Source organism: Pristimantibacillus sp. PTI5 (assembly GCF_048572955.1).
Taxonomy (GTDB): Bacteria; Bacillota; Bacilli; order Paenibacillales; family Paenibacillaceae; genus Pristimantibacillus.
On sequence record NZ_CP183886.1, the window covers coordinates 3,668,161 to 3,689,501 of the forward strand.

Here is a 21,341-nt window from a genome sequence, read left to right on the forward strand (position 1 = left end):
TTTCTCGGGACTTTGAAGCGAGTGAAAGCTCGTTTGCTTCGCAATATATTGTACAGCCCACAATAGAGACAAAACAGCGGCCGAAAAATTTTGCATTTGGACAAGTTCTGTACTAGGTTGGATATAGATGATGTGCAGTGTTTGTTAGAGACACTTATGACACAACCAAGTCAACAAGTCATATATATGAAAATACGTAATCAACGTAAAATCAACGATGATGCTTCAGGGTTAGCGTAGTGCAAGTCAGATCTGCAAATGCTCAGTACGGATATGGATGAAGAGACTTTAAAGGAAGGAATTGGTACGCAATAAAATCTTGGGGATCGATGAGTGAGTTAAAGCTCTGCATTCCATCCAAACGATACTTGCCGGCCTGCTTTGAGTAGAACTAAGAATCGGTTTTTGCGTACCGCAAACTCTCTTTCGGAAAACACCAATTTACATTTCGTGGTACTTACGGTAATAATTGCATAGTATCAAAATTTGAAGTTGAAACCAAATCAGTGCTTGGTGGATTTAGCTCTTATGTAGAAGGGCCAAGTAAGTATCAAGCACAGACTAGGGAGTAGATCAAAAAAAGGGAGATGAATGAATTGAAGGTAAACAAAACGAATGAAAACGGTACTTGGGAATCATCTGTTTCGAGTGGGCTGGATAAACCAGCAGGGACTTCTCTTGTGAAGTCTATCGGATGTGCAGCATGCTGGGGAGCCAAAAGTATTTCATTGACACGAGCTTGCCTGCCACCGACGCCTATCAATTTGGCGATATAGGTATGAAATAAATGAAGAGACGGGAGTTCAAACTCTCGTTTCTTCATTTACAGTCTCCTTATCTTAATAGTTAAAACAGGAGGGTAACCCTATAATGAGCAGCGTGTCGGCCGTAAGCTTAAGTCCTGATTATTTTCTTCATTTGCAACCCGATGGAGTAATGCTTGTAGAGCGAAATAGTATGTATTATTTTCGGCTAAGTGGAGTTGCTGTTCAATTGGCATTATTACTATCGAAAACAAAATCTTTGAAAAAGACAGCTATAATTTGGAGTAATTTGAACGAAATTCCATACTCAGAGGAGCAGTTAATTCAAGATTTAGATATGCACCCTCTTACTCAAAGTTGGAAGGAAGGAGTATTAGATAAACTCCGATTAACGGGATCAACTAAATCTTATTTGCCTATAAGTTGTACGTTGCAGATTACTAACGGTTGCAATTTGTTTTGTTCTTTTTGCTATGCCAGCTCGGGCAAACCTCTCGATCATGAGCTAGATGTAGAGGACTGGCTTGAGATTTTGCAAAGGCTTGCAGCCCATGGAGTAACAGATGTTACTCTGACTGGCGGTGAGGCTAGACTTGCCAAAGGATTCAAGCGAATTGTTACGGCAGCAAGTTCTTTATTTACTAATGTGCACCTATTTAGTAACGGATTATACTGGCGAGATGATGAAATTGAGCTTATTAATGCACTTGGTAATATATTTGTTCAGGTGAGTGTTGATGGTTCTGCTCATACGCATGACGAGCTGCGTGGTAAGAAGGGAGCTTATATGGAATCTATGAACTCCGTTCATAAATTAGCGTCCAAAGGTGTGGCATGTTTAATTGCAATGACAGTTAACCCGGTAAACTATGCAGATATTGACATAGTTATAAAAGATGCTGCTGTTGCTGGAGCTAGAGCATTCAGAGCGGGTATTACTTTGCCTGTCGGCAGGGCTGATCATAATTACTTTGCATTAAGCGATGAGCAGTACCTGTTTGTGGATAGCAAATTGAAGGAAGCGATAAGCCTTTGGGGAGATCAACTATTAATTACGGATTGGAATAATGAAGGGAACGACGGATGCAATGATTTTTGTACGCCTGGATATTTATCTTGGTACATTCGGGCAGATGGCCTGGTTACTCCTTGTCAGATAGAGGAAGCAAGCATTGGTCATATACTAAAAGATTCTTTCCAAGATATGGGTTCACCAGAGAGGATGTTACGTGCTCGAAAAGAAGCTAAATCTTGCAAATGCATAGGGAAAGTTATGCTGCCTAAAAATGCCGATCTGCCTTTTATTTGATTTACTGAATGAGTTACAGTACTAGGAGGGTGCTTGTTTTGGATATCATCATTTTATGTGCCGCAGCAATCATCGGATTTTTTTTATTTATTGCAAATAGACCGCAATCTTATCCGTCCATATTGCTGCCGAAGGAACAAGCGATTGCAACAGCCGCCCATTATTTGAAAAACTTATGCGGAATTGATGTTTCAGGATGGAAGACATATGGTATGTACTGGAATGATAGGGAGACTGTCAACCGATTACATCAGTTAAACATGCTTAACCGTCTAAGAGCCATTTTATTTGAGTGGGGATTGGTAGAATCGTGGAGAATTAGGTTTGTAAAAAGTGGGAAATCGGCTGTAGTCGGCATAAATGCAAAAGGGGAAATAACTTTTCTGCATGTAGATGCAGGCGCGATAAGAGGATTATCCCCACTTAATGAAATTTCTAAAAGATCAGCACAAGAAATTAAGGAGACTCTTACTTGGGATCAAGGGGGGCTTTGGAGTGCTGCAAAAGTGACAGGAGAAGGTAAACGAGAAGAAGATTTCTCTGACATTATTACTTATTGGTATATTGTAGAGTCGGATGAAATCAGAATGAAGCTATCTGTACAAACTCAAGATAATCGAGTAGTCCGAATTTTAAGCGAATCGGAGATTCTTACTTCAACGATGGGTCAAGTTGTTCGTCAAGAATTTCGAGACTCTGCCCTTAATTTATCGGGCTTTGTGGGTTCGTTTCTTTCGACAATAGCTGGTGTTCTTCTTCTTATTTATATAGATGGGGCAAACCAAACGATGATGAGTCTATGTATAGCGTTCGTCATTGTTACAGCAGTTCTATTAACTGCAGTTGACGATATTTCAATGAGTATTGTTAACGCTTTTGATTCTCGCTTGTCGGTTAAATCGGTTTATCTCATTGGGATTCTATCAGCACTTATGGCGAGTGTAGCGTATGGAAGCATGGCCTTTATTGCTTCATTGGCAGGGTTCAAACTCGCGATTAAGCAGTCGTTAGTGCTGTATAACAATACTTCTTTCCAAATTGGGGCAGGAATTAGTTTGGCGATGGTTACGTTAGGTGCGTTTGCATTTATATTTAAGGTTCTCGAATCCCGCGGTGCAGTGAGAATTTCGCCTGAGCTATCCGACCGTTCCATCTTTCTTTCAGGATTTAGACTCAAACAATGCGTAAGCATCAGTATCCAAAGTTCAATTTTAGAAGAAACCATTTTCCGTCTACTCGGCATATCTACTATTTTATGGTTTTTCCATAATGAATTCGTAGCCGTTATTATTACTTCGTTATTATGGGCCTTCCTGCATCAAGGGAGCGGTTACAATCCCGGCTGGATTCGATGGTCCCAGTTGGTTATATTCGGTTTAATTTTAGGCTATGCATTTTTAACATTTGGTTTTCTAACCGTAATTATAGCTCACTTCTTACATAACTTCACATTGCTATTTATGCCATTACTCAATTATAAACTTCAATTAAATAGAAATAATCAAGCAATACATCATTCTGAATTAGTAAAAAATCTTTCAGAATAATGGGGAGAAATGGTATGAAACAGCTACTTCATGTACAAAACTTGGTTAAACAATACCCCAACGGCGAAGGGGTCGACGATATTGGGTTCTCTATCAAACGTGGAGAAATCGTAGGTTTCTTAGGGGCTAATGGAGCTGGGAAAACAACCACTTTGCGTTGTATCGCAGGCTTATACAAAACGCAGCATGGATCTATTCACATTGACGGTCATGGAATAGAAGAAAATCAGGTAAGAGGAATGGTTTCCTTCATTCCTGACAGTCCGTCATTGTATCCGATGTTAACCGTCGCAGAACACTTACAGTTTAAAGCCAAGGCATTCCGGGTCTCAAAGCATGAACTCAAAGATAAAGTAATGTATGCCTTGCAAGAAGTTAATCTGGAGCAGTATGCCGATCGTCCTGCAGGCCATTTATCCAGAGGACAGAAACAGCGGGTTATGCTCGCGGCGGCGATTATTCAGGAAGCAGATTTATATTTATTTGACGAGCCGACAGTTGGTCTTGATATTCCATCAAAGGAATGGCTGGCTGAATGGTTGAAAAAAAATAGTGATAGAAACAAAGGTATTATTATTTCTTCGCACAGCCTGGAGTTTGTAATGGAGACGGCTCAGAGAATTATACTTATCAAGAAGGGAAAACTCATCAGTGAGAAGGGGATACCGATTGACGAGTCGGAGAAAGGTGCATGGCGACAAGAAGTAATAAAAGAGCTAGGAGGCAGTCAAGAGCATGATTAATTTGGCAGCCCACTTTTTCAGGAATAGCAATAGGCAATGGTTTCAAAGAGATAAAGGTTATAAATGGCCCATTATATTTCTACTGTTTATTCTTTCCGCGCTCACCTTATTGCAAATGAATATAATTTCAAAGCCTGAAGAATCGTATACTCAGACAGCCGGATGGATTGTTTTAAGTTTATTTTGTATCTTTGTTTTGTTTGGTCTTGTATCCAATCGTCTTCCTTCACGAATGGAAGATGTTATGTGGCTTTATACACTTCCGGTTTCAATGAATTATCTAGTGTGGGTCTGTATTGGATGCCAGTTATTTCTGAGGTCAGGCTTTTGGGTGGGCTCTGCGTTATTGGCAGATTTAATCAGATGGCTAATGGGATTTACCTATGAGCAACTATTCGGTAAAGCAATTATTAGTTTATGTGTGGTTAGTTTACTGGAGATTTGGCTGTTTGCAGCCTCAACTTCACGAGGGAAATGGCGTATTACTGTTATATTAGGAGTCAGTAGTGTCGCAGGATTATGCGCAACAGCGTTAACCTTATATTTTATTCATGCGGGAGTATATACTTCTTCTGTCTATGTTGGTTTTGTGCAAAAAATTGCGCATCATTTCGGTGCCTTGCTGTTTGGACAACTTAGCTATGTTGGATTTATAATGATTGTGGCCTTGTTTGGTGCCTCTATTTTAGTTATACGTATAGCTTCAAAGCATCTGGATCTGAAAGAGAAATTGACCAGAGAAGCAGACTTTTGGTCTTCTTTCAATAGTTTTGGTTCATTGGTTACCAGTGTGAAAGGCTCGGAGCATCCCAGTTATTGGGGTGGTAAAGCCTTGACAGGCATCTATTCGTTCGTATGGTTTGAGTGGCTGCTATGGCGCAAGCATCGCTATTCACTTCTGTGGCAATTTGCTTTGGGTGCAGCATTGGCTATAATTATCCTTCAATGGTATCCATCATGGTTTTGGTTATTAAACGGTTTTGTACTTGTTTCGGCGGTACTTGGTGCTTATTTCTCGGGACTGGTTCGACATACACAGACAGGCGACCTCTTTCTTCATCCAGGGAAAAAGATGGGCAAAGTTATATTGCTGGAAGCTATGGATTTACTGCCTCCGTTCGTCACCGTATTGCTGTATTCATGCATGGGTCTGTGGCTGCGATCAAACGAGGTATATGAACAGTTACAGCTTCTTATTTGGTTGCCGCTTATATTTTTTATTATGGTATGTATGCGTATAGGATTTTTTGTATGGACATATATTCATCATTCTGACTTGCCTGTAACCCGGTATTACAGAACATTGTTTATTCACGGTGCTGGAATTAGTGTTATTGCTTATTTCGCAGCCTATATTATTCAACTGCTTATACCATGGTTTTTTGCTTCTTATATGATCGCTTTGTTTTTAATTGGAGCTGCATATGGCGGGATAAGCATTAAAAAATTTAATTCGTAGCAAGGGGGAGCATGAATTGTCTGATTTAAAACCGTTTGATGCTAATTTAGCGAAACTAGGAAGTTCAAATACGCAAGAAGCGTTTGCAGCGATACAAGCTTTGAAAAATCAGGGTATACAAATCTTGCCTGCCTTAATCGAACAGCTGAGAGTGTCTGATATGTCTGTACGTACTATGATTGTGGTTGTTCTTGGTGAGATGGGGGAAGCGGCAGCTGAGTCTTCATCACAGGTGGCGACTCTTATGTTGGAGGATTTTGAGCAGCTTAGAATGGCTTCCGCTCTGACCTTAACCAGAATCGGCAGTTCAAGCATCCCCCATTTGCTGCGAATACTTGCTTCAAATGATAATACGGCATGTTTTTGGGCTGCGTGGTCCATGTCTTTCCTTGATCCGTCACAGATCAGTGATAAGGCGCTTGAGATATTAAGGAATAAACGTAACCAGCCAGATAGCCCGATTGAAGTTTTTGCAGCTGAAGAAGCAATAGGCAAAATAGTAGGCAATCGACTTCAACAATAGTATGGGGAGTGCTTGATAATGGATACTGCTATAGCAAGTTTTCCGAATATAAACGGAGAAGAAAGCTGGCTAGGCTCCAGCCGGAAGAGGGAAGAATTGCTGCAGAAAAATTTTTTGTTCGTGTATTTATGGTCAATAAGCTGTGGTTACTGTAAGGAGGTTATTCCTCATGTTATAAACTTTCATCGAGAAAACATACAGAGCTTTCATTTGTTATCTATACATGTCCCTATGGGAGATCATGATCTTGATGTATCGTATGTTCAGGATGAAGCTAATAAACTAGGCATCAGTGATTCGTTGCTGTTAGATAATAATCACAAATGGGTTTTATGGTTTGGAAGCAAATTTCTCCCCTCTTTTTATATCTATAATCAAGCAGGTCAATTTGTTAATTCCAAAATCGGCTATGAGAACATTGAAGAATTTTTGCAAGGTATCGGCTAATTAATTGAAGTTACAGTTAATAATGTAGACTGCCATGAACTACTGCACCACTTCAAGTAGGCATTACAATAAATAAATTTAGTAAGCGGCCTTCGTCCTGAATTCCATGGGACTGAGGCCGTTTAGTTTAGCCTGCAACCGTTTGTAACTGTAAAAACGGATTTAGGCGTCAACGTCCTTTTCCAGCTCCTCAAAGATATGGTATGTATGTATATAATACTTCTCACATTTTAAAGTTCTCAGTAAGTTCCCATTGGACCATTATCGATGCATCGTTCAACACGGGACATGTTCTGGGTCATGTCATTCTCATCAACAACAACAATCCACTTGTATTCTAGACGTTAAAACGGGCATTGCAAGCCGCCCTGGATAAGAGACAATTGGATTGTCATGAAGTTCAAGAATAGCGCTCATATACGCTTTCCGGCCATTGCCGTACTTCTTCATCCAGCCGTACAACACTACTGCCTCACTCAAGCTGTCACCTGTCGTATGAAAATGGTTTCAAGCAAGGCACATTGCGGTGTTTACAGATACATGATCGAGAGTGATACGCTTGCTTCTAGCGTGTTGCTTCATTACATGTACGTAGCTGAGAGAGGAACACCCTTGCTCAAGGTCGCCGCCACCAAGCTCAGATTGTTTTGTACGCTAGCACCATTGGTTCGGAGAGCGTGGAAATACATACAGCAGAACGATTGATGTAGATTCCCCAGCCAAGTCTATTTCTTGAATCGAATTATAGTCCTTAGGCTCTTTAGTTATTGGTGGCATCAAGTCATTTGTGGTGGCAGCGAAGTGCCACCCCTCGCAACCCCTTGCCGGTAGGTACTTCTCGCCCTAATGAGTTTAAATACAGCGCCACGACTGGTAGATTGGTGGCATGTATGGTGGCATGCTCGTGGGCAAGGGGGTTGTGGGGGTTGAGCAACGCTGCCACCACAAAGTGGTTTGACGCCACCAGCGTTGCCGGGGCAAGCCTCGCACTTCGCGATGCTGCTTGAGGATGATGATGAACTTAATTGAATATGTATCCCTTGTACCATCCAACTTCTGCGCTCTCCGAGCCAATGGCGCTGGCGTGTCGAACGCCGAGCTTTTGGACTTCGCGGCAGAGAACAACAACCCTCCGTCACCATGGTCGACGATACAATGAAGCTGGCGGATCACGATGCTCCGTACAGGTCTAAAGTTCCCGCACTGAAACCATTTTCAAGGCAGGATCGACAGCTTGAGTGATTGGAGTTCGGACCCACAAAACCCTGTGGCTATAGGGGAACAGGAGAAGGCTTAAACAGCATAGTAGTATGCGTCTGATGAATACATCGCCATATGGGCAGCTTGCCCTGGGCGATGTATTTGTTATGCTCTGCAGCCTGATAGTGGAAGTCGGATGATTGGAAAGGTGAAACCAGCAATCCATAAGAAACCGACCGTTTTTGTTCATGTCATAATAAGAGTGGGCGAACCATTTTTGATTTACTGGGAGAAGTAAGTTGTATAGAAAGCGATATTTGCAATTATTCTGTGCCTGCAGATAGAATTAGTTGCATGGAATATGGCAATGACTTACTCTGAGGAAGCCTCGAAATCAATGATGAATACTTTTGCTCCAGAAAGGTGTAAGAGATGACACATGCCGAAGAATCCAAACATTGGAAAAGGGATATTATTCTTTTTCTAAGCAGTCAAACTGTTTCGTTATTTGGTTCTGCATTAGTTCAATATGCGATTATGTGGCACGTGACGCTTACTACAAAATCAGGTCTTATGATGACGCTATTTATCGTCTGCGGGTTCATTCCTACTTTTCTGTTATCACCGTTTGCCGGTGTGTGGGCGGACCGATTCAATCGAAAATATCTGATTATAATATCGGATGCCATGATCTCTATTGTTACGTTGCTGCTCGCCATCACATTTTCACTGGGATATGACGAGCCATGGTTGTTGTTTGTTATTGCCGCTGTCCGCGCGCTCGGAGCAGGCATTCAAACGCCTGCAGTGGGAGCGATATTGCCTCAAATTGTGCCGGAGGATAAGCTGACGAAGGTGAACGGAATAAATGGAACTCTTCAGGCGCTAATGATGTTCGTAGCGCCGATTGTCAGCGCGACGTTGCTTTCCGTGGCAACCATCGAAGCCATTTTCTTTATCGATGTGGTCACAGCGGTAATCGCGATCTTTACGTTATTTTTCTTTCTCAAAATCCCTTTGCATCAAAAGGCGTCGGATAAACAAACGACAACTTATTTGGATGACTTCAAGCAGGGATTAATCTACATTAAGAACCATAGCTTTCTGAAAACCTTTTTTATTTTTTTCGCCTTTTTCTTTGTATTAATGGCTCCGGCCGCGTTTTTAACGCCGCTGCAAGTCACTCGCAGCTTCGGAGATGATTATTGGCGATTGACGGCCATTGAAATTGCTTTTTCAATCGGGATGATGGCCGGTGGAGCCATAATCGCATCATGGGGCGGCTTCCGCAACAAAGTCTATACGATGACTTTCGGTAACCTGATTATGGGCGTATGCACGTTAGTTTTGGGCATTGTCCCGATTTTCTGGATTTACTTAATGGTGATGGCTGTATTCGGCGTTGCAATACCATTGGCGAATACGCCAACGACCGTCTTGCTGCAGGAAAAGGTGGATCCGAATTATATGGGGCGCATTTTCGGCGTATTCGGTATGATATCGACTTCGATGATGCCAATTGGCATGCTGATATTTGGCCCTCTTGCGGATGTGATTGAAATTGAATGGCTGCTTGTTGGGACCGGATTGTTAATCATTATTCTAGCCATATTCTTCGGTGGTAACAAACGCTTAATTGAAGCCGGAATGCCTGTAACCAAGGAAGCATCGCAGGAGTGAGTGATGAATTTTGCAGCTGGAGCGATTGGAGTTCCAGCCCAAGCAACCCGGTTGCTACGGGTGAGGAAAAGCCTTAGACTAACATGTTAGTATGCGATGTTCGGATGCATCACCGTGTGAGGCAAGTGACCTTGATGAACAAAAGGCCATCTAATCAACAGGGATTCAACATTCGCTCTCAGAAAATACTTTTGTGAGCGGTTGAGTTGGATGAACGCTCGTATACGAAGCAGACAAGATAAATTCTTTAATTTATGGGAGATGGCTTAGTGAAAGTCCTTAGCCGTGTTTTAGATAAAAATTAATGGTTTAAGCTAAAGATTATGTCCGGATACAACCCTATAATCGGGTTATATCCGGATTTTTTTATTTTGTTATGGGGGTGAAACCGTATAAATGCATTTAAAGGAAAGATAGCGGTACACGCCATTACATGGGGCGACAACCATCTGCAGGCGCTTGAGGAAGCTTCCAAGCTCGGTTATCGGGCGATCGAGCCATGGCCTTCTTTTGCGCTTCAATATGAACAAAATATCGCGCAGTTTAAAGAATTGCTGGCTCAGTACAACTTGGAATTGGCGGCGCTCTACGGAGGCGTTACGGGAGCTGTGTCCAGCAAATTTACAGATCCGTCTAAAAGGCAGGAGATTATAGATTATAATGTGCGGCTGGCACGAATAGTTTCGCAATGCGGAGCAGGGCATTTGGTGCTTGGCCCCGGTGGTCCCCGGCAAAGGCCGGCCAGCTTGGAGGAGCTGAAGACGGCGACTGCAACCATCATCGAGACGGCGAAACGCACTTTCGAGCTGGGCGTCAAAGCCTGCCTTCATCCGCATTTATGGACTGAAGTGCAGAACGAGAATGAGCTGGATACCATAATGGAACTATGCGATTCCGATGTCGTTTTCTTTGCGCCGGACACCGCCCAATTGACTGGAGCCGGAATGAATCCCGCCGAGCTGATTCGTCGCTACAAAGATAGAGTCGCTTACGTGCATCTGAAGGATGTTACGAAAGAAGGCGCCGTTGCGGAAGATTTTCCGATGCTTGACGGAAACGAGGTGCCAGTCTTTTGCGAGCTGGGGCTTGGTAAAATCGATTTCGACTCTATTATCGAAGCGTTGAACGATGTTCAATATCAAGGCTGGGTGACAGTCGAGATCGACCGGTCCACAAGCACGCCCTATCGCAGCTTGGAAATTTGCAGAGATTTCGTGGAGCAACGGCTTCGTATACCGGTAAGAGGATGTGGATAGGGGACTGTAATCGTTGCCGATAATGGATTATATTTAGTGCATGGTCCAACGGGCATGCAGTAAGATGTAAGCGCTCGTGTCGGATGACGATAAAGGAAATTTGGAGGAGCGAATGATGGAAGCATGGATGAATACCATTTCTCCACATGTGAGACTCGTCAAAATCGTAAAATCTTCTTCCCTCTCCGGCGAGTGGATTGATTTTGACCATGTCTTTACCTATATCGAGCAAGGAGAAGCGGATTTTGTCTTAAACGGGGTAAAGTATCTGGCAAAAGAGGGAGATCTCTTTCTGATGCCCCCCTTGCTTCCGCATATCATTCGAACGACGTCAGACGTTCCCTTGATTCAATACATTGTGCATTTCGATCTTCATTACGACGAAATCCGGAGCGGCTGGAAGGAAACGGGGCTCATCAATGAGCAGACCAGACAAGTTCCCGAGAGGGAAAAAGCTTTGGACGCCGTTTTTCCTGTCTCTCATTTGCGTAAGGTGGACCGTATCGACTTGAAGAGAAGATTTCTGCTGTTGCAAAAGATTTTCTTGGACGAGGGGTCCAACCGCGATTTAATGGCCAAGGCGATAGGCATCGAGTTGCTTTGCTTTTTCCTCAAGGGACAAAACGGCAGCAACGAGCAGGAAGGCAAGATGACCAAAGGATGGGGTGTGCTTGAGAAATCAATCAACTTCATCAATGAGCATTACGCCGATACAGGGCTCGATAATGTGACGATCAGCGAGCATGCCGGCGTCTCGACCAATCATTTATCCTTTTTATTCAAGGAGCAATTGAATATAACGATTCATAAATATTTAACCCATGTGCGGATCGAGCAAGCCAAAGCAAAAATTATCGAAGGACACAAAACGTTAACGGCCATTGCGGAAGAGGTAGGCTTCTCCAGCATTCATTTGTTCAGCCGTTCCTTCAAGACGACGGTTGGTATTACGCCTAGCCAGTTTTTCGCCGCACATTCCACGATCCGCAAAGACATATAAGAAGAGGAGCATTTTACTATTGCAAAATAAACAGATCGTATTCGCGGCGCCATGGCAGGTTGAGGTGCATGATGCGCCGTTATTCATTTCCCGCATTGGAGATCATGAGGCGTTAGTTAAAAAGAGATATACATTAATCAGCCCGGGTACGGAGCTTGCATGCTTGTCCGGAAACGAAGGGTGGTTTGGCATGCCCGGGGTACCCGGGTACGCCTCGGTGAGCGAAATTATAGAAGTAGGCAAAGGCGCCCGGCAGTTTAGTCCCGGCGATCTTGTTTTCCATTACGGCGATCATTCTACTTATCAAATCGTTCCGACGACTGGTGTGTTTTTGAAGGCTCCGCAGAATGTTCCGTTAACTTGGGTTCCTTTCACGCGGATGGCGACGGTGGCCTTCACCTCGACTCGGGTGTCGCAAATTGAATTGGGAGACAACGTCGTCGTTACGGGGCTGGGGTTGATCGGCAATATGGCCTCCCAATTGGCCAAGCTGCAGGGAGCGAATGTGTTTGGAATCGATCTGTCGAGTCAACGATTGAAGATGGCGGAAACGACGGGGATTGACGCGGCTTTGCATGCAGGACGCGGGGATATCCGGGAAGAGGTAATGAGGCTGACGAAAGGCGAAGGCGCGTCTGTCTTGATTGAAGCGACCGGAGTGCCGAAGGTAGCCGTCGATAATTTGCCTTTGATCGCCAAGTTCGGGGAGCTGATTCTTCTTGGCAGTCCGCGGGGGCAGTATCAGACCAACGTCACCGAGATGCTGAATTACGTTCATTTGATGAATTACGGCAGCATTGCCTTCAAAGGGGCGCATGAATGGCGTTATCCGGTGGAGAAGGACTCGTTCGTGAAGCATTCCTTAGTACGAAATTCGCAAATCGTTTTTGATTTAATGGCGAAGAACAAGCTGTGCATCGAACCGCTAATCAGTCATATTCTTAAACCGGAGGAAGCGGCGTCCGCGTACGAAGGATTAAGAAACGACAAAGAGCATTACTATGGCGTTTTATTCGATTGGTCTTAAAAACGGCAGTATTGCGATTATTCTATTTTTCTAATGGAGCTGGGGTATATGTTAAGAGGATTGACCCGGGCGGGACTAGGTAGGGTCGGCGATGATAAGCGGTTGATTGAGTTGGCAGCGGAAAATGGATTTCAAGCTGTGGAGATTGATGCGGCAGGCTTGATTGAAACTTACGGGCTAGAAGCTGCTAGGGAATTGCTGAATTCGTACGGGATGGCGATGGGTGCTTTCGATCTAGGCGTGGAATGGCGGAACGGTGAGGAAGAGTTTCTGGACGGTTTGGCCTTGTTGGAGGCTCGCGCCAAAGCGGCGGTTTTGCTGGGAAGCGATACCTGCTGCACGTATATATTGCCTTCGACGGCCCTTTCCCCGGCAGTGCTGGCCGTACATGCGGTTCGTCGGCTTAGACGATGCGCGGATATTTTAGGCGTATACGGTATGAAGCTGGGCCTTGAATTCGTCGGTCCGCATCATTGGCGAACGGCTTACAAGCATCCTTTCATCCATACGATGGAGGATACTTTAGCGTTCATGGATGCAATCGACAGGCCAAATGTCGGCTTGCTGCTAGATTCTTATCATTGGCATACCAGTGGCTTAACGACCGGGGATCTGGAGCGATTGTCGGCTAATCAAGTTGTGTACGTCCATATTAATGATGCCAAATCGATGCCGATCGAGCAAGTATTGGATCATGATCGGCTTTATCCGGGAGAGGGTGTTATCGATTTGAGTGGTTTTTTACGCAGCTTGCGAAAAATCGGCTATACGGGCGTAGTTGCGCAAGAAGTGTTGATGCCGTATGGAGATGACGCTCAACCAACGACGGAAGAGGCGTTCCTTCGCTCGAAGGCAGGCTTTGACCGGGTGTTTTCAACGCTTGGCGACGTGTAACTACAGCTGCAAAACACTACGAATGAAATAAAAGGCAACATAAAAACCGCAGGACACATCCGGTAAACCCAGACGTGTCCTGCGGTTTCTGTCGTTTTTCTTTAATCCTCGCTTGCTATCTTTGAGAAGAAGGAGAGAGCATAAAGCGCTGCGACACCGACGACGATATATACGATTCGCGACACAACTTCTTCCGTACCCCCGAAAAGTTCACTGACGACGTCGTAATTGAACAAGCCAACGGATAACCAGTTTAAGCCGCCTAGGATGACCAGAATAAGACTGATTACGTTAAGTACCTTCATTAGAAACAGCCTCCTTAATGGGGTTCTCAACTTTTTTTGGAGCAACGGTCTGATATAGGTGTGCTGATTCTTGGTTGCATAGTTTAGGTTTATGAGCAGCTGCCGCAGGATATGCCATACAAGCCGCATTTTTTGTAGTTTAAGGGAGGTCGATGCACATGGGCGCTGGCATATCGTCCGAAGTATTTTGACCAGTCGAAGCCTTATGAGAATTAAGGAGAGGAATTGATCCTATGGGCGCGATTGAAAACACTATGGTAGCAGCTGTGTTCGAACATTATCCGGAACACATTCAGAAGAAGTTGTTGTTTCTTCGCCAATTAATTCTGGATACTGCATCAGAGATAGATGGTATTGATCCCCTGGAAGAGACACTAAAATGGGGTGAACCTAGTTACGTCACAAAAAGTGGAAGCACAATCAGAATAGACTGGAAAAAGTCAAGCCCACATCAGTATGCAATGTATTTTAACTGTAAAACAAAGCTGGTTGACACATTCAAGGAGCTTTTTAGAGATATATTCAACTATGAAGGCAATCGGGCGATTGTGTTCGATGATAACGATGAAATACCAGTGGATGAATTGAAACAATGCATTTTATTTTCCCTCACTTACCATTCCCGAAAACATCTTCCAATGCTTGGTTTATGATAAATGCACACAGCCCTACAGCAACCGGCCATGGAGATATGAACTCCGAGCGATTGCTCGGTCCTACACAACAAATAAAGGGCCTGCGAGCCCTCAAACGAGGAACCCCAGCCCTTCAATTTACTAGCAATTAGCCTGATATACCCTTATCGTGATGATCGCAACTTACTTCTCCAACACCGTATATCGCGACAAAGAGGTGGTTCGATCACTCCTGTGGACGAGTTCCGGGCTCCAAGCCCGTAGAGGTCGCTGTCTTGATAAGCCGGACCGTTACGTCACTATGCAGCCGAATTTGGCAAGATAGCCGGATAGCTGCGTCCTCGATTCCTTTGTTGCGGAGGACTGTCGCTTCTGCCTCTTCTATCTCGCCCGCATCCCCAGAGAGTACTTCTACGGCGCATGTCGTGCACCTGGCATTGCCGCCGCATCTGTGCAAGATGTCGATCCCGCTATCCTCTAATGCAAGTACGAGCTTCGTGCCTGCAACTGCCTGAATGGCGTCTCTTCCTTCTACTTGAACCGTCGGCATTGGCCATTCCTCCTCGGATTGTTCATCCTCATATTTACCCAACTCTGCTTATATTAAACCATTACCTTGGTGAATAAGTCCAATTCGCTAGCCATTTATTAAAAAAGAATCCGATAGTTGGAGTGATTGGAGTTCGGATAGCGGGAATCTGGTTGCGATGGGGGAGTCGTTCAACAGGAAGTCGAATGATCAAAATCTGAAGTGTACCATCTTTCGAGAATAGCGAATAAGAACATTTGTTCTAAATTTAAGGGAGTTCGTCTCGCGATATGCTCCAAACAACTGATGGCTGATAACACGAACAAGCATTATTCCTTCATCGAAGAACGCAAAGGTCAGGCTTTCGAACTGAACTTTGAATGTAATTCTCCGATGTCCGTGATCAGTATGAGGAATTTATTTTGAAAGGCGCCACGGCAATTTCTGAGCCAATGTCAATGTCATGGGGGCATACAACCGGATTTTTCGCTGAACCAGAGGGTAATATCCATTCTATCTTTGCGGTCAATCCAACGGAATAAGCAGAGATCAAGCCTTTCCATTTGGATACATCGTCATGTAGGCTGTACGCCTCGGGCGGTGTATTTTTTATGCTCGAAGTCAATTGCATGCTTTTCGACCTTGCTCCCTATTTACATTGACTATTCTGGTTTATAGTTATAAACTCATTGTATGGGTTTATAACTATAAACCAGAATAGGGGAGGTTATAATGAGTAACTTGAAGCTATGTGAAAGTGATTATCGCTTTATGCTAGTCGTGTGGGAGAGCGAACCAGTGGCGTCGGGAAGGCTGGTAACTCTATGTTTAGAAAAGTTGGGCTGGAAGAAGCCCACCACCTATACCGTGCTTCGGAAAATGTGTGAAAAGGGGCTTCTTAAAAATGAGGATACCATTGTAAGCTCCATTATCCCAAAAGAGCAGATACAAGCGTATGAGAGCGAACATTTTATTGAGCGGACCTTTGAAGGCTCTCTGCCCCAGTTTCTCGTATCTTTTTTCGGCAATAAAGCCATCTCCAATAAGGAAGCTGATGAGCTTAAGCGCCTGATTGACGAGCATAAGGAGGGATAAGTATGGAAACATTGTTTCTAAAAATACTTAATATGACCCTCACAGCAACTTATGTGATCGTCGCCGTGCTTCTCATCCGTCTGCTGCTGAAACGAGCGCCGAAGAAGTATTCCTATTTGTTGTGGGCTGTTGTTCTGTTCCGCCTAGTCTGTCCGGTGTCTATTTCTTCGGAGTTCAGCATCTTTAATGCGGCCCCCTTTGATATGACCGCGGCACAAAAGAGCGGCGAAGCGGCGCTGAGCTATGTGCCTTCAGATATCGGCGATATGGAGAATCCGGGAATGTCGGTGGGCATACCGACCATGAACGTCATCATAAGTGAAAGTCTGCCTCCGGCTGCCCCGGACGAAAGCGCGAATCCTCTGCAAATGTGGATACAGCTCGGCACAATCGTGTGGAGTTCAGGCGTCGCTGCATTGCTTATTTACGGCGTAGTGTCATACTTCCGCTTGAAACGTCGCATGGTCACAGCAATCCGTATGGATAACTACATATTTGAGGCCGACAATATTCGGTCGCCATTTATTCTTGGCTTTATCAAGCCGCGAATTTATATCCCCTTCGGGCTTCGGGAACAAGAACGCGTCTTCATCCTGAAGCACGAAGCTTATCATTTAAAAAGGAAAGATCACCTAATCAAGCCGTTCGCCTTTGTGGTTCTTGCCTTTCACTGGTTTAATCCACTTGCATGGCTTGCCTTCGCTTTGATGGCCAAAGACATGGAAATGAGCTGCGATGAAAAGGTGCTGTCGGAGACCGGTTCGGGCATCGCGAAGGAGTATTGCACGTCATTGCTCTCTTTTGCGGCAAACCGCCGCTTTCCATCAGCCAGTCCGCTGGCCTTCGGAGAGACGGGCATCCGAGAGCGCGTAAAAAATATCCTGCGTTTTAAAGCGCCGAAAAAACGAGTGATCGCCTTCTCTGCCGCTATCTGTATACTGGCTGTCGCTGTCTGTGCCACAAATCCAATCGTGAATGGGGCATTGAAAGAAACGGGAAAGCCTTATGGCAGCTATCGCTTTGAAAAGCAGATATATATGAATCCACTGAGCTCGTTTATGGCTTTTGAAGGATTTAAGGAGTACTACACACTTACCGAAAACTCGCTAATCGTAACCGACGAAGCGGGAAATCAACAGAAAATGGCCGCTGTCTATGAACGGGAAACTTTAGACGAGCAGGAGTTCAAGAACAGCTTTATGATGCCGGGCATGAATGCTCCTAAAATTTCCGGGTTTAAGGAGCGCTATCAGTATGTTTTTAACCATTCGGCCGTAAATCCTGGTTATTGTCTTTATTTGCTGGATGATGAGATATGGCTGGCGAAAATGCATAAAGATAGCGCCAATATCCTAAAGAGCGAATATATTTGGAGTATTTATAAGATTTCGAAGCTTGACGAGGAAATATTTGAAAATGCTGCTATCGTGGGAACTCAGGACGGTGTCGATGCTTTTCTAGCTTTGCAAAAGGATTTCAACTCAGGCTATGACACAGACAAGTGCTATAACATCACACCGGAATCAATGAAAGAAAACTCTGAATATCGGATTTTCAAATATGACAAATCCTCCGCATCGTTTTTGCTATATGGGGGCGAAGTCTATCCACTTGGTGAGTGGTTCGGCGGCCTTGGCGTAACAAGCATGGCTCTGGCCGATATGGACAGCGACGGGGAATCGGAATTGTATTTTACTTATTCATGGGGCTCGGGCCTTCATCGCTCTCATGCGGCTTATTTTAACCCGTCTGCCAAAGAAATTTTTATCTTACCATACACGCATTTGAATGAGGATATGACCCTCGTGGATAATCGTGACGGCAGCCTATCTCTTTATGAAGCAGCCATCTCAAACATGGCGAACTTTGCTAATTTTGATACGAAGAGAACCGATTTTATAACGGATATTGTTTATGCAAATGGGCAGATATTATTAAACGCTGCAGCTAATGAGTGAACTCACAAACAAAGAGCCAATATAGCTTCCCTTTGACAGGTGAGACTGTATTGGCTCTTTTTTGTGCTGCGTGATTCCTGTGTATTCACAAGTCAACGATTTGGAAAAACAGGCCATCCTGGATAATAATGAATTAGATTTATAGTGAAAAATTCCCGGTAAGCACGAGCCCAAAGCAGGTTGCGTTCAACAGAAAAGTAATGCCTGCGCCAAGCAGTAATCCTTGAACGATACCGCTTTTTTTATGGAAAATAAGGAGAGCAGGAAGCAGGTATATTATTTGTGCGATGCCGATTAAGAAAAAGGCGACAGGAAAAAGGAAAAGCAATAAATGCAGCAGGGCCAGCAGTCCCATTCCGAGCCATACCTGCTTGGTATGGTCAGGCGATTTGCCGGTAGGCGGTACATCTACCTGCTTGTTATTCTCATCACTCATTCCACTCATTGATTTTACCTCCCGGACGCATGTCAAATTCACTTCTCAGCTCAGCGAGCTTCTTCTCCTGATCACCGCGATAGAACATATTGTACGTGTCAAAAGGAATGATTCGTCCATCGGGGTGTACGATGTGGACACAAGATTTTTTGACGGAGCGTACATCAAAATTGTACGGATCTAAAAATTGCATAATGATGACACGGAATACATTATCATAGCTGATGTTGTCCGGTACGGAGACCATCGGCAAGCAGCACAGCAGGTTTTTCAGCGACAGTGCTGAAGAAGCAGGGGAATGGGCAGTCGAGAACAGCTCGAATATTTTGGACTTCAGGGTTTGATCCTGCTCGAACACGATCGTGTTGCGTCCGCCCTCCAGTAAGATTTGCGGGTCCATTAATCCGGTAAGCGGCAGCACATCACCGCCAAGCTTCAAGGCGTAGCCCATCGCCAAACAATCGGGATGGCATGGCACCGGAATAATATCCTCAGGGCGAAAAATGCCTGATTGGTCAATGATTCCTTGCCGCACCTCGCTAAGGGTCAAGCGATCCTTGGCCGGATCGTATTCTTCCAATCGTCCTGCCGCTTGGATTGGCTGGAAGGTCACGCCGCGTACGGCGGGCTGCTTCAGGCCGAACTGAATAATGTCACCGATCTCATGATCGTTCAGTCCTTTTTTGAGCGTAACGACCAGCGTGGTCGAAATATTGAATTCGTTCAAATGCTCTAAGGCCCGGCGTCGAACGTCGCGCAAATCAACGCCGCGAAGCTCTCGCAGCGCCTCCTCCTGGAAGCTGTCGAACTGCAAATAAATTTCAAAGCCGGGCATATATTCGGCTAACCGCTTGGCAAAGCTGCGATCCTGAGCAATGCGGAGGCCATTGGTGTTGACCATAATATGCTTGATTGGCTTGCTTTTGGCGAGGTCTAGTATTTCGAAAAACTGCGGATGTATCGTAGGCTCGCCCCCGCTAATTTGCACAATGTCGGGCTCGGCCTCGTTGCGGACGATGGCATCAAGCATGCTCTCGATCTGCTCCAGCGAGCGCCATGAGCCCTTATGCGGGGAGGACTCTGCATAGCAAATCGGACATTGCAGGTTGCAGCGGTCTGTGACCTCGAGCAGCGTCAGACAGCTATGCTGCTCATGATCGGGACATAGTCCGCAATCATAGGGACAGCCGTAGCGAATCGGCGTGTTCCATTGCTGCGGCATTTCCGCGGGCTTCAGAAATTCGCGGCATTTCTTATAATAGGCGGCATCGCTTGCAATCAGTACCTTTTCCCGTCCGTGATGTCCGCAATATTTGAGCAGAAACACTTGATTGTCCTCGATGATGACTTTGGCTTCGACCTTGCGCAAACATTTTGAACAGATGCTGTTCGTTAGCTCGTAAAAAATGTACGGTCTGTTTTTCGTTGTCATCGTTACAACTCCTTTTTATGTGAGCGCAGCGGCTGCCCCAGCCATTTGTACATCAAAGCAAAGTAATAGATGATGCCGGCGAGGCAAGCCAACTGAATATTGTTAAGGCCGAGAAACGGATGAGGGGTTGGCTTTATAAAATCTACGGCTAAGCGGAAAATGAGATACCCCGCCATAAAAAGCTGGAAAATCGCTCCGTCAGGCAATGCGGCTCTTTTTTTCCATCGGTAGAGCATCCCGCCAAGCAGAAGCAGGAAAGCAATTTCATATAGCTGAGTAGGATGCCTAAGAATACCGTCGCCAAAATCAATGCCTGTTATCCATGTTGTCGGCGTGCCGTAGGTATGATCGCTAAGGCCAGTCATAAAGCAGCCGATACGCCCAATGACCATGCCTACTATAATCGGCAGTGCCATATCGTCGCCGGTGGAACGGGTAATGCGGACACGCTTCTTCATCCACTCCACGCCGATCAGTCCGCCTAACAGTCCTCCGACTATCGTTTTGCCCTCCATTAAATAGGTGTAGCTGTGCCAATTTTCGATCGTCCGCAGGGGATCCTCCAGCCAATACAACACTTTAGACCCGATAGCAGCTCCTAGAATAGCCCCGACAATGATCCACATGCCCTGCACGATCGGAAGCTTATCTTTGCTGCGGGTGTAGAGGTACACTCGAAAGCCGATAAAATATGCGAGCGCTTCAAATACCGCATGGGGATGCAGCTTGATAAAGCCAAGATTGATCCAAATAGGGAAGGTCATCGCGTTCTCCAGTTTCGTTTTATGGGATTGTTTTCTATAAATTCGCTAGCGATAATAGATAATCCTTTAGGAGTATCTCCGATGCAGTTGATGGTACTTCTATTGTTTTCAAAATGAAAAAAGTGAAATAGGAATGAAGAAATATGAATAATGAAAAGTATAAGTTTAAATACAAGAAAAATTCCCCTTAATAAATAGTATTTTACGTCCGTTCCATTTGAAAAAAGTGAAAGATATTGCTTTTTAAAATATAAATTATTTGTAAAGGAAGTGTTCTTGCTGCTTAGTTCATAAACTATTTATTAGCTAAAATGGGGCTTACGGCTGTTGCAAAACCG

The 21,341-nt window shown here is 44.7% G+C and carries 21 protein-coding genes; 15 read left to right on the top strand and 6 right to left on the bottom strand.

All coding sequences use genetic code 11. The annotated features are described in order from the left end of the window. The first annotated feature begins 587 nt into the window (after window positions 1-587). The 7 genes from skfA to ACN6MW_RS16510 all read left to right on the top strand — a co-directional run bounded on the left by skfA (window position 588) and on the right by ACN6MW_RS16510 (window position 6,792). Window positions 588-776: a sporulation killing factor gene (gene skfA, locus ACN6MW_RS16480; RefSeq protein WP_419871181.1), complete on the top strand. Its 189-nt coding sequence runs from the start codon at window positions 588-590 to the stop codon at window positions 774-776. 94 nt (window positions 777-870) lie between these two features. Then, complete coding sequence (gene skfB / locus ACN6MW_RS16485; protein ID WP_419871182.1) at window positions 871-2,073, top strand: sporulation killing factor system radical SAM maturase; 1,203 nt, start codon at window positions 871-873, stop codon at window positions 2,071-2,073. Window positions 2,074-2,111: 38 nt separating this feature from the next. After that, the gene (locus tag ACN6MW_RS16490; protein ID WP_419871183.1) at window positions 2,112-3,620 is read left to right on the top strand and encodes a CPBP family intramembrane glutamic endopeptidase; all 1,509 of its coding nucleotides are present in this window, start codon (window positions 2,112-2,114) and stop codon (window positions 3,618-3,620) included. Between the two features lie 14 nt (window positions 3,621-3,634). Then, window positions 3,635-4,363 (top strand): ABC transporter ATP-binding protein, encoded by a 729-nt coding sequence (locus tag ACN6MW_RS16495; protein WP_419871184.1) that lies wholly within the window; start codon window positions 3,635-3,637, stop codon window positions 4,361-4,363. After that, complete coding sequence (gene skfF, locus ACN6MW_RS16500; protein WP_419871185.1) at window positions 4,356-5,822, top strand: sporulation killing factor system integral membrane protein; 1,467 nt, start codon at window positions 4,356-4,358, stop codon at window positions 5,820-5,822. The genes ACN6MW_RS16495 and skfF overlap by 8 nt, the downstream gene beginning before the upstream one ends. Before the next feature lie 16 nt (window positions 5,823-5,838). Beyond that, entirely contained in the window at window positions 5,839-6,345 is a 507-nt protein-coding gene (locus tag ACN6MW_RS16505) for a HEAT repeat domain-containing protein (protein WP_419871186.1), read from the top strand. A gap of 18 nt (window positions 6,346-6,363) precedes the next feature. Further along, entirely contained in the window at window positions 6,364-6,792 is a 429-nt protein-coding gene (locus ACN6MW_RS16510) for a TlpA family protein disulfide reductase (RefSeq protein WP_419871187.1), read from the top strand. A 78-nt stretch (window positions 6,793-6,870) separates the two neighbouring features. Here ACN6MW_RS16510 and ACN6MW_RS16515 read toward each other — a convergent pair whose 3' ends face one another. After that, on the bottom strand, window positions 6,871-6,930 hold the full coding sequence (locus ACN6MW_RS16515; RefSeq protein ID WP_419876364.1) for a hypothetical protein: 60 nt from the start codon (window positions 6,928-6,930) through the stop codon (window positions 6,871-6,873). 1,494 nt (window positions 6,931-8,424) lie between these two features. Between ACN6MW_RS16515 and ACN6MW_RS16520 the strand changes: the two genes are divergently transcribed. The 5 genes from ACN6MW_RS16520 to ACN6MW_RS16540 all read left to right on the top strand — a co-directional run bounded on the left by ACN6MW_RS16520 (window position 8,425) and on the right by ACN6MW_RS16540 (window position 13,849). Further along, entirely contained in the window at window positions 8,425-9,672 is a 1,248-nt protein-coding gene (locus ACN6MW_RS16520; RefSeq protein ID WP_419871188.1) for an MFS transporter, read from the top strand. A gap of 491 nt (window positions 9,673-10,163) precedes the next feature. Continuing rightward, on the top strand, window positions 10,164-10,928 hold the full coding sequence (locus ACN6MW_RS16525; RefSeq protein ID WP_419876365.1) for a sugar phosphate isomerase/epimerase family protein: 765 nt from the start codon (window positions 10,164-10,166) through the stop codon (window positions 10,926-10,928). 112 nt (window positions 10,929-11,040) lie between these two features. Then, complete coding sequence (locus ACN6MW_RS16530; protein WP_419871189.1) at window positions 11,041-11,928, top strand: AraC family transcriptional regulator; 888 nt, start codon at window positions 11,041-11,043, stop codon at window positions 11,926-11,928. Window positions 11,929-11,947: 19 nt separating this feature from the next. Further along, window positions 11,948-12,955: a zinc-dependent alcohol dehydrogenase gene (locus tag ACN6MW_RS16535; RefSeq protein ID WP_419871190.1), complete on the top strand. Its 1,008-nt coding sequence runs from the start codon at window positions 11,948-11,950 to the stop codon at window positions 12,953-12,955. Between the two features lie 48 nt (window positions 12,956-13,003). Continuing rightward, window positions 13,004-13,849, top strand: a complete 846-nt coding sequence (locus ACN6MW_RS16540; protein ID WP_419871191.1) for a sugar phosphate isomerase/epimerase family protein — start codon at window positions 13,004-13,006, stop codon at window positions 13,847-13,849. A 101-nt stretch (window positions 13,850-13,950) separates the two neighbouring features. Here the strand turns inward: ACN6MW_RS16540 and ACN6MW_RS16545 are convergent, their stop codons facing one another. Continuing rightward, window positions 13,951-14,154 (bottom strand): DUF378 domain-containing protein, encoded by a 204-nt coding sequence (locus tag ACN6MW_RS16545; protein WP_419871192.1) that lies wholly within the window; start codon window positions 14,152-14,154, stop codon window positions 13,951-13,953. A gap of 233 nt (window positions 14,155-14,387) precedes the next feature. Here ACN6MW_RS16545 and ACN6MW_RS16550 point away from each other — a divergent pair, with 233 nt between their 5' ends. Beyond that, window positions 14,388-14,807 (top strand): DUF1801 domain-containing protein, encoded by a 420-nt coding sequence (locus ACN6MW_RS16550; RefSeq protein ID WP_419871193.1) that lies wholly within the window; start codon window positions 14,388-14,390, stop codon window positions 14,805-14,807. A 208-nt stretch (window positions 14,808-15,015) separates the two neighbouring features. On the opposite strand, the gene ACN6MW_RS16555 is transcribed toward ACN6MW_RS16550, so the two are convergent. Further along, window positions 15,016-15,339, bottom strand: a complete 324-nt coding sequence (locus ACN6MW_RS16555) for a 2Fe-2S iron-sulfur cluster-binding protein (protein ID WP_364150538.1) — start codon at window positions 15,337-15,339, stop codon at window positions 15,016-15,018. 711 nt (window positions 15,340-16,050) lie between these two features. Between ACN6MW_RS16555 and ACN6MW_RS16560 the strand changes: the two genes are divergently transcribed. Together ACN6MW_RS16560 and ACN6MW_RS16565 are read left to right on the top strand one after the other, a co-directional pair. Continuing rightward, the gene (locus ACN6MW_RS16560; RefSeq protein ID WP_419871194.1) at window positions 16,051-16,413 is read left to right on the top strand and encodes a BlaI/MecI/CopY family transcriptional regulator; all 363 of its coding nucleotides are present in this window, start codon (window positions 16,051-16,053) and stop codon (window positions 16,411-16,413) included. A gap of 2 nt (window positions 16,414-16,415) precedes the next feature. Then, window positions 16,416-18,371 (top strand): M56 family metallopeptidase, encoded by a 1,956-nt coding sequence (locus ACN6MW_RS16565; RefSeq protein WP_419871195.1) that lies wholly within the window; start codon window positions 16,416-16,418, stop codon window positions 18,369-18,371. 139 nt (window positions 18,372-18,510) lie between these two features. Here ACN6MW_RS16565 and ACN6MW_RS16570 read toward each other — a convergent pair whose 3' ends face one another. The 3 genes from ACN6MW_RS16570 to ACN6MW_RS16580 are packed head-to-tail and all read right to left on the bottom strand — an operon-like array spanning window position 18,511 to window position 21,003. Next, window positions 18,511-18,816, bottom strand: a complete 306-nt coding sequence (locus ACN6MW_RS16570; RefSeq protein WP_419871196.1) for a hypothetical protein — start codon at window positions 18,814-18,816, stop codon at window positions 18,511-18,513. Beyond that, a complete protein-coding gene (locus ACN6MW_RS16575) occupies window positions 18,800-20,239 on the bottom strand; it encodes a radical SAM protein (protein ID WP_419871197.1) in 1,440 nt (479 codons plus the stop codon). The genes ACN6MW_RS16570 and ACN6MW_RS16575 overlap by 17 nt, the downstream gene beginning before the upstream one ends. A 2-nt stretch (window positions 20,240-20,241) precedes the next feature. Further along, window positions 20,242-21,003: a prolipoprotein diacylglyceryl transferase gene (locus tag ACN6MW_RS16580; protein WP_419871198.1), complete on the bottom strand. Its 762-nt coding sequence runs from the start codon at window positions 21,001-21,003 to the stop codon at window positions 20,242-20,244. Window positions 21,004-21,341 lie beyond the last annotated feature (338 nt).

Coding starts and splice junctions, on each gene's coding strand:
- ACN6MW_RS16555 (WP_364150538.1), bottom strand. CDS start 15,339: ATGCCGACGGTTCAAGTAGAAGGAAGAGACGCCATTCAGGCAGTTGCA.
- ACN6MW_RS16530 (WP_419871189.1), top strand. CDS start 11,041: ATGATGGAAGCATGGATGAATACCATTTCTCCACATGTGAGACTCGTC.
- ACN6MW_RS16495 (WP_419871184.1), top strand. CDS start 3,635: ATGAAACAGCTACTTCATGTACAAAACTTGGTTAAACAATACCCCAAC.
- ACN6MW_RS16560 (WP_419871194.1), top strand. CDS start 16,051: ATGAGTAACTTGAAGCTATGTGAAAGTGATTATCGCTTTATGCTAGTC.
- ACN6MW_RS16580 (WP_419871198.1), bottom strand. CDS start 21,003: ATGACCTTCCCTATTTGGATCAATCTTGGCTTTATCAAGCTGCATCCC.
- skfA (WP_419871181.1), top strand. CDS start 588: ATGAATGAATTGAAGGTAAACAAAACGAATGAAAACGGTACTTGGGAA.
- skfF (WP_419871185.1), top strand. CDS start 4,356: ATGATTAATTTGGCAGCCCACTTTTTCAGGAATAGCAATAGGCAATGG.
- ACN6MW_RS16575 (WP_419871197.1), bottom strand. CDS start 20,239: ATGACAACGAAAAACAGACCGTACATTTTTTACGAGCTAACGAACAGC.
- ACN6MW_RS16570 (WP_419871196.1), bottom strand. CDS start 18,816: ATGAGTGGAATGAGTGATGAGAATAACAAGCAGGTAGATGTACCGCCT.
- ACN6MW_RS16540 (WP_419871191.1), top strand. CDS start 13,004: ATGTTAAGAGGATTGACCCGGGCGGGACTAGGTAGGGTCGGCGATGAT.
- ACN6MW_RS16520 (WP_419871188.1), top strand. CDS start 8,425: ATGACACATGCCGAAGAATCCAAACATTGGAAAAGGGATATTATTCTT.
- ACN6MW_RS16550 (WP_419871193.1), top strand. CDS start 14,388: ATGGGCGCGATTGAAAACACTATGGTAGCAGCTGTGTTCGAACATTAT.
- skfB (WP_419871182.1), top strand. CDS start 871: ATGAGCAGCGTGTCGGCCGTAAGCTTAAGTCCTGATTATTTTCTTCAT.
- ACN6MW_RS16510 (WP_419871187.1), top strand. CDS start 6,364: ATGGATACTGCTATAGCAAGTTTTCCGAATATAAACGGAGAAGAAAGC.
- ACN6MW_RS16565 (WP_419871195.1), top strand. CDS start 16,416: ATGGAAACATTGTTTCTAAAAATACTTAATATGACCCTCACAGCAACT.
- ACN6MW_RS16545 (WP_419871192.1), bottom strand. CDS start 14,154: ATGAAGGTACTTAACGTAATCAGTCTTATTCTGGTCATCCTAGGCGGC.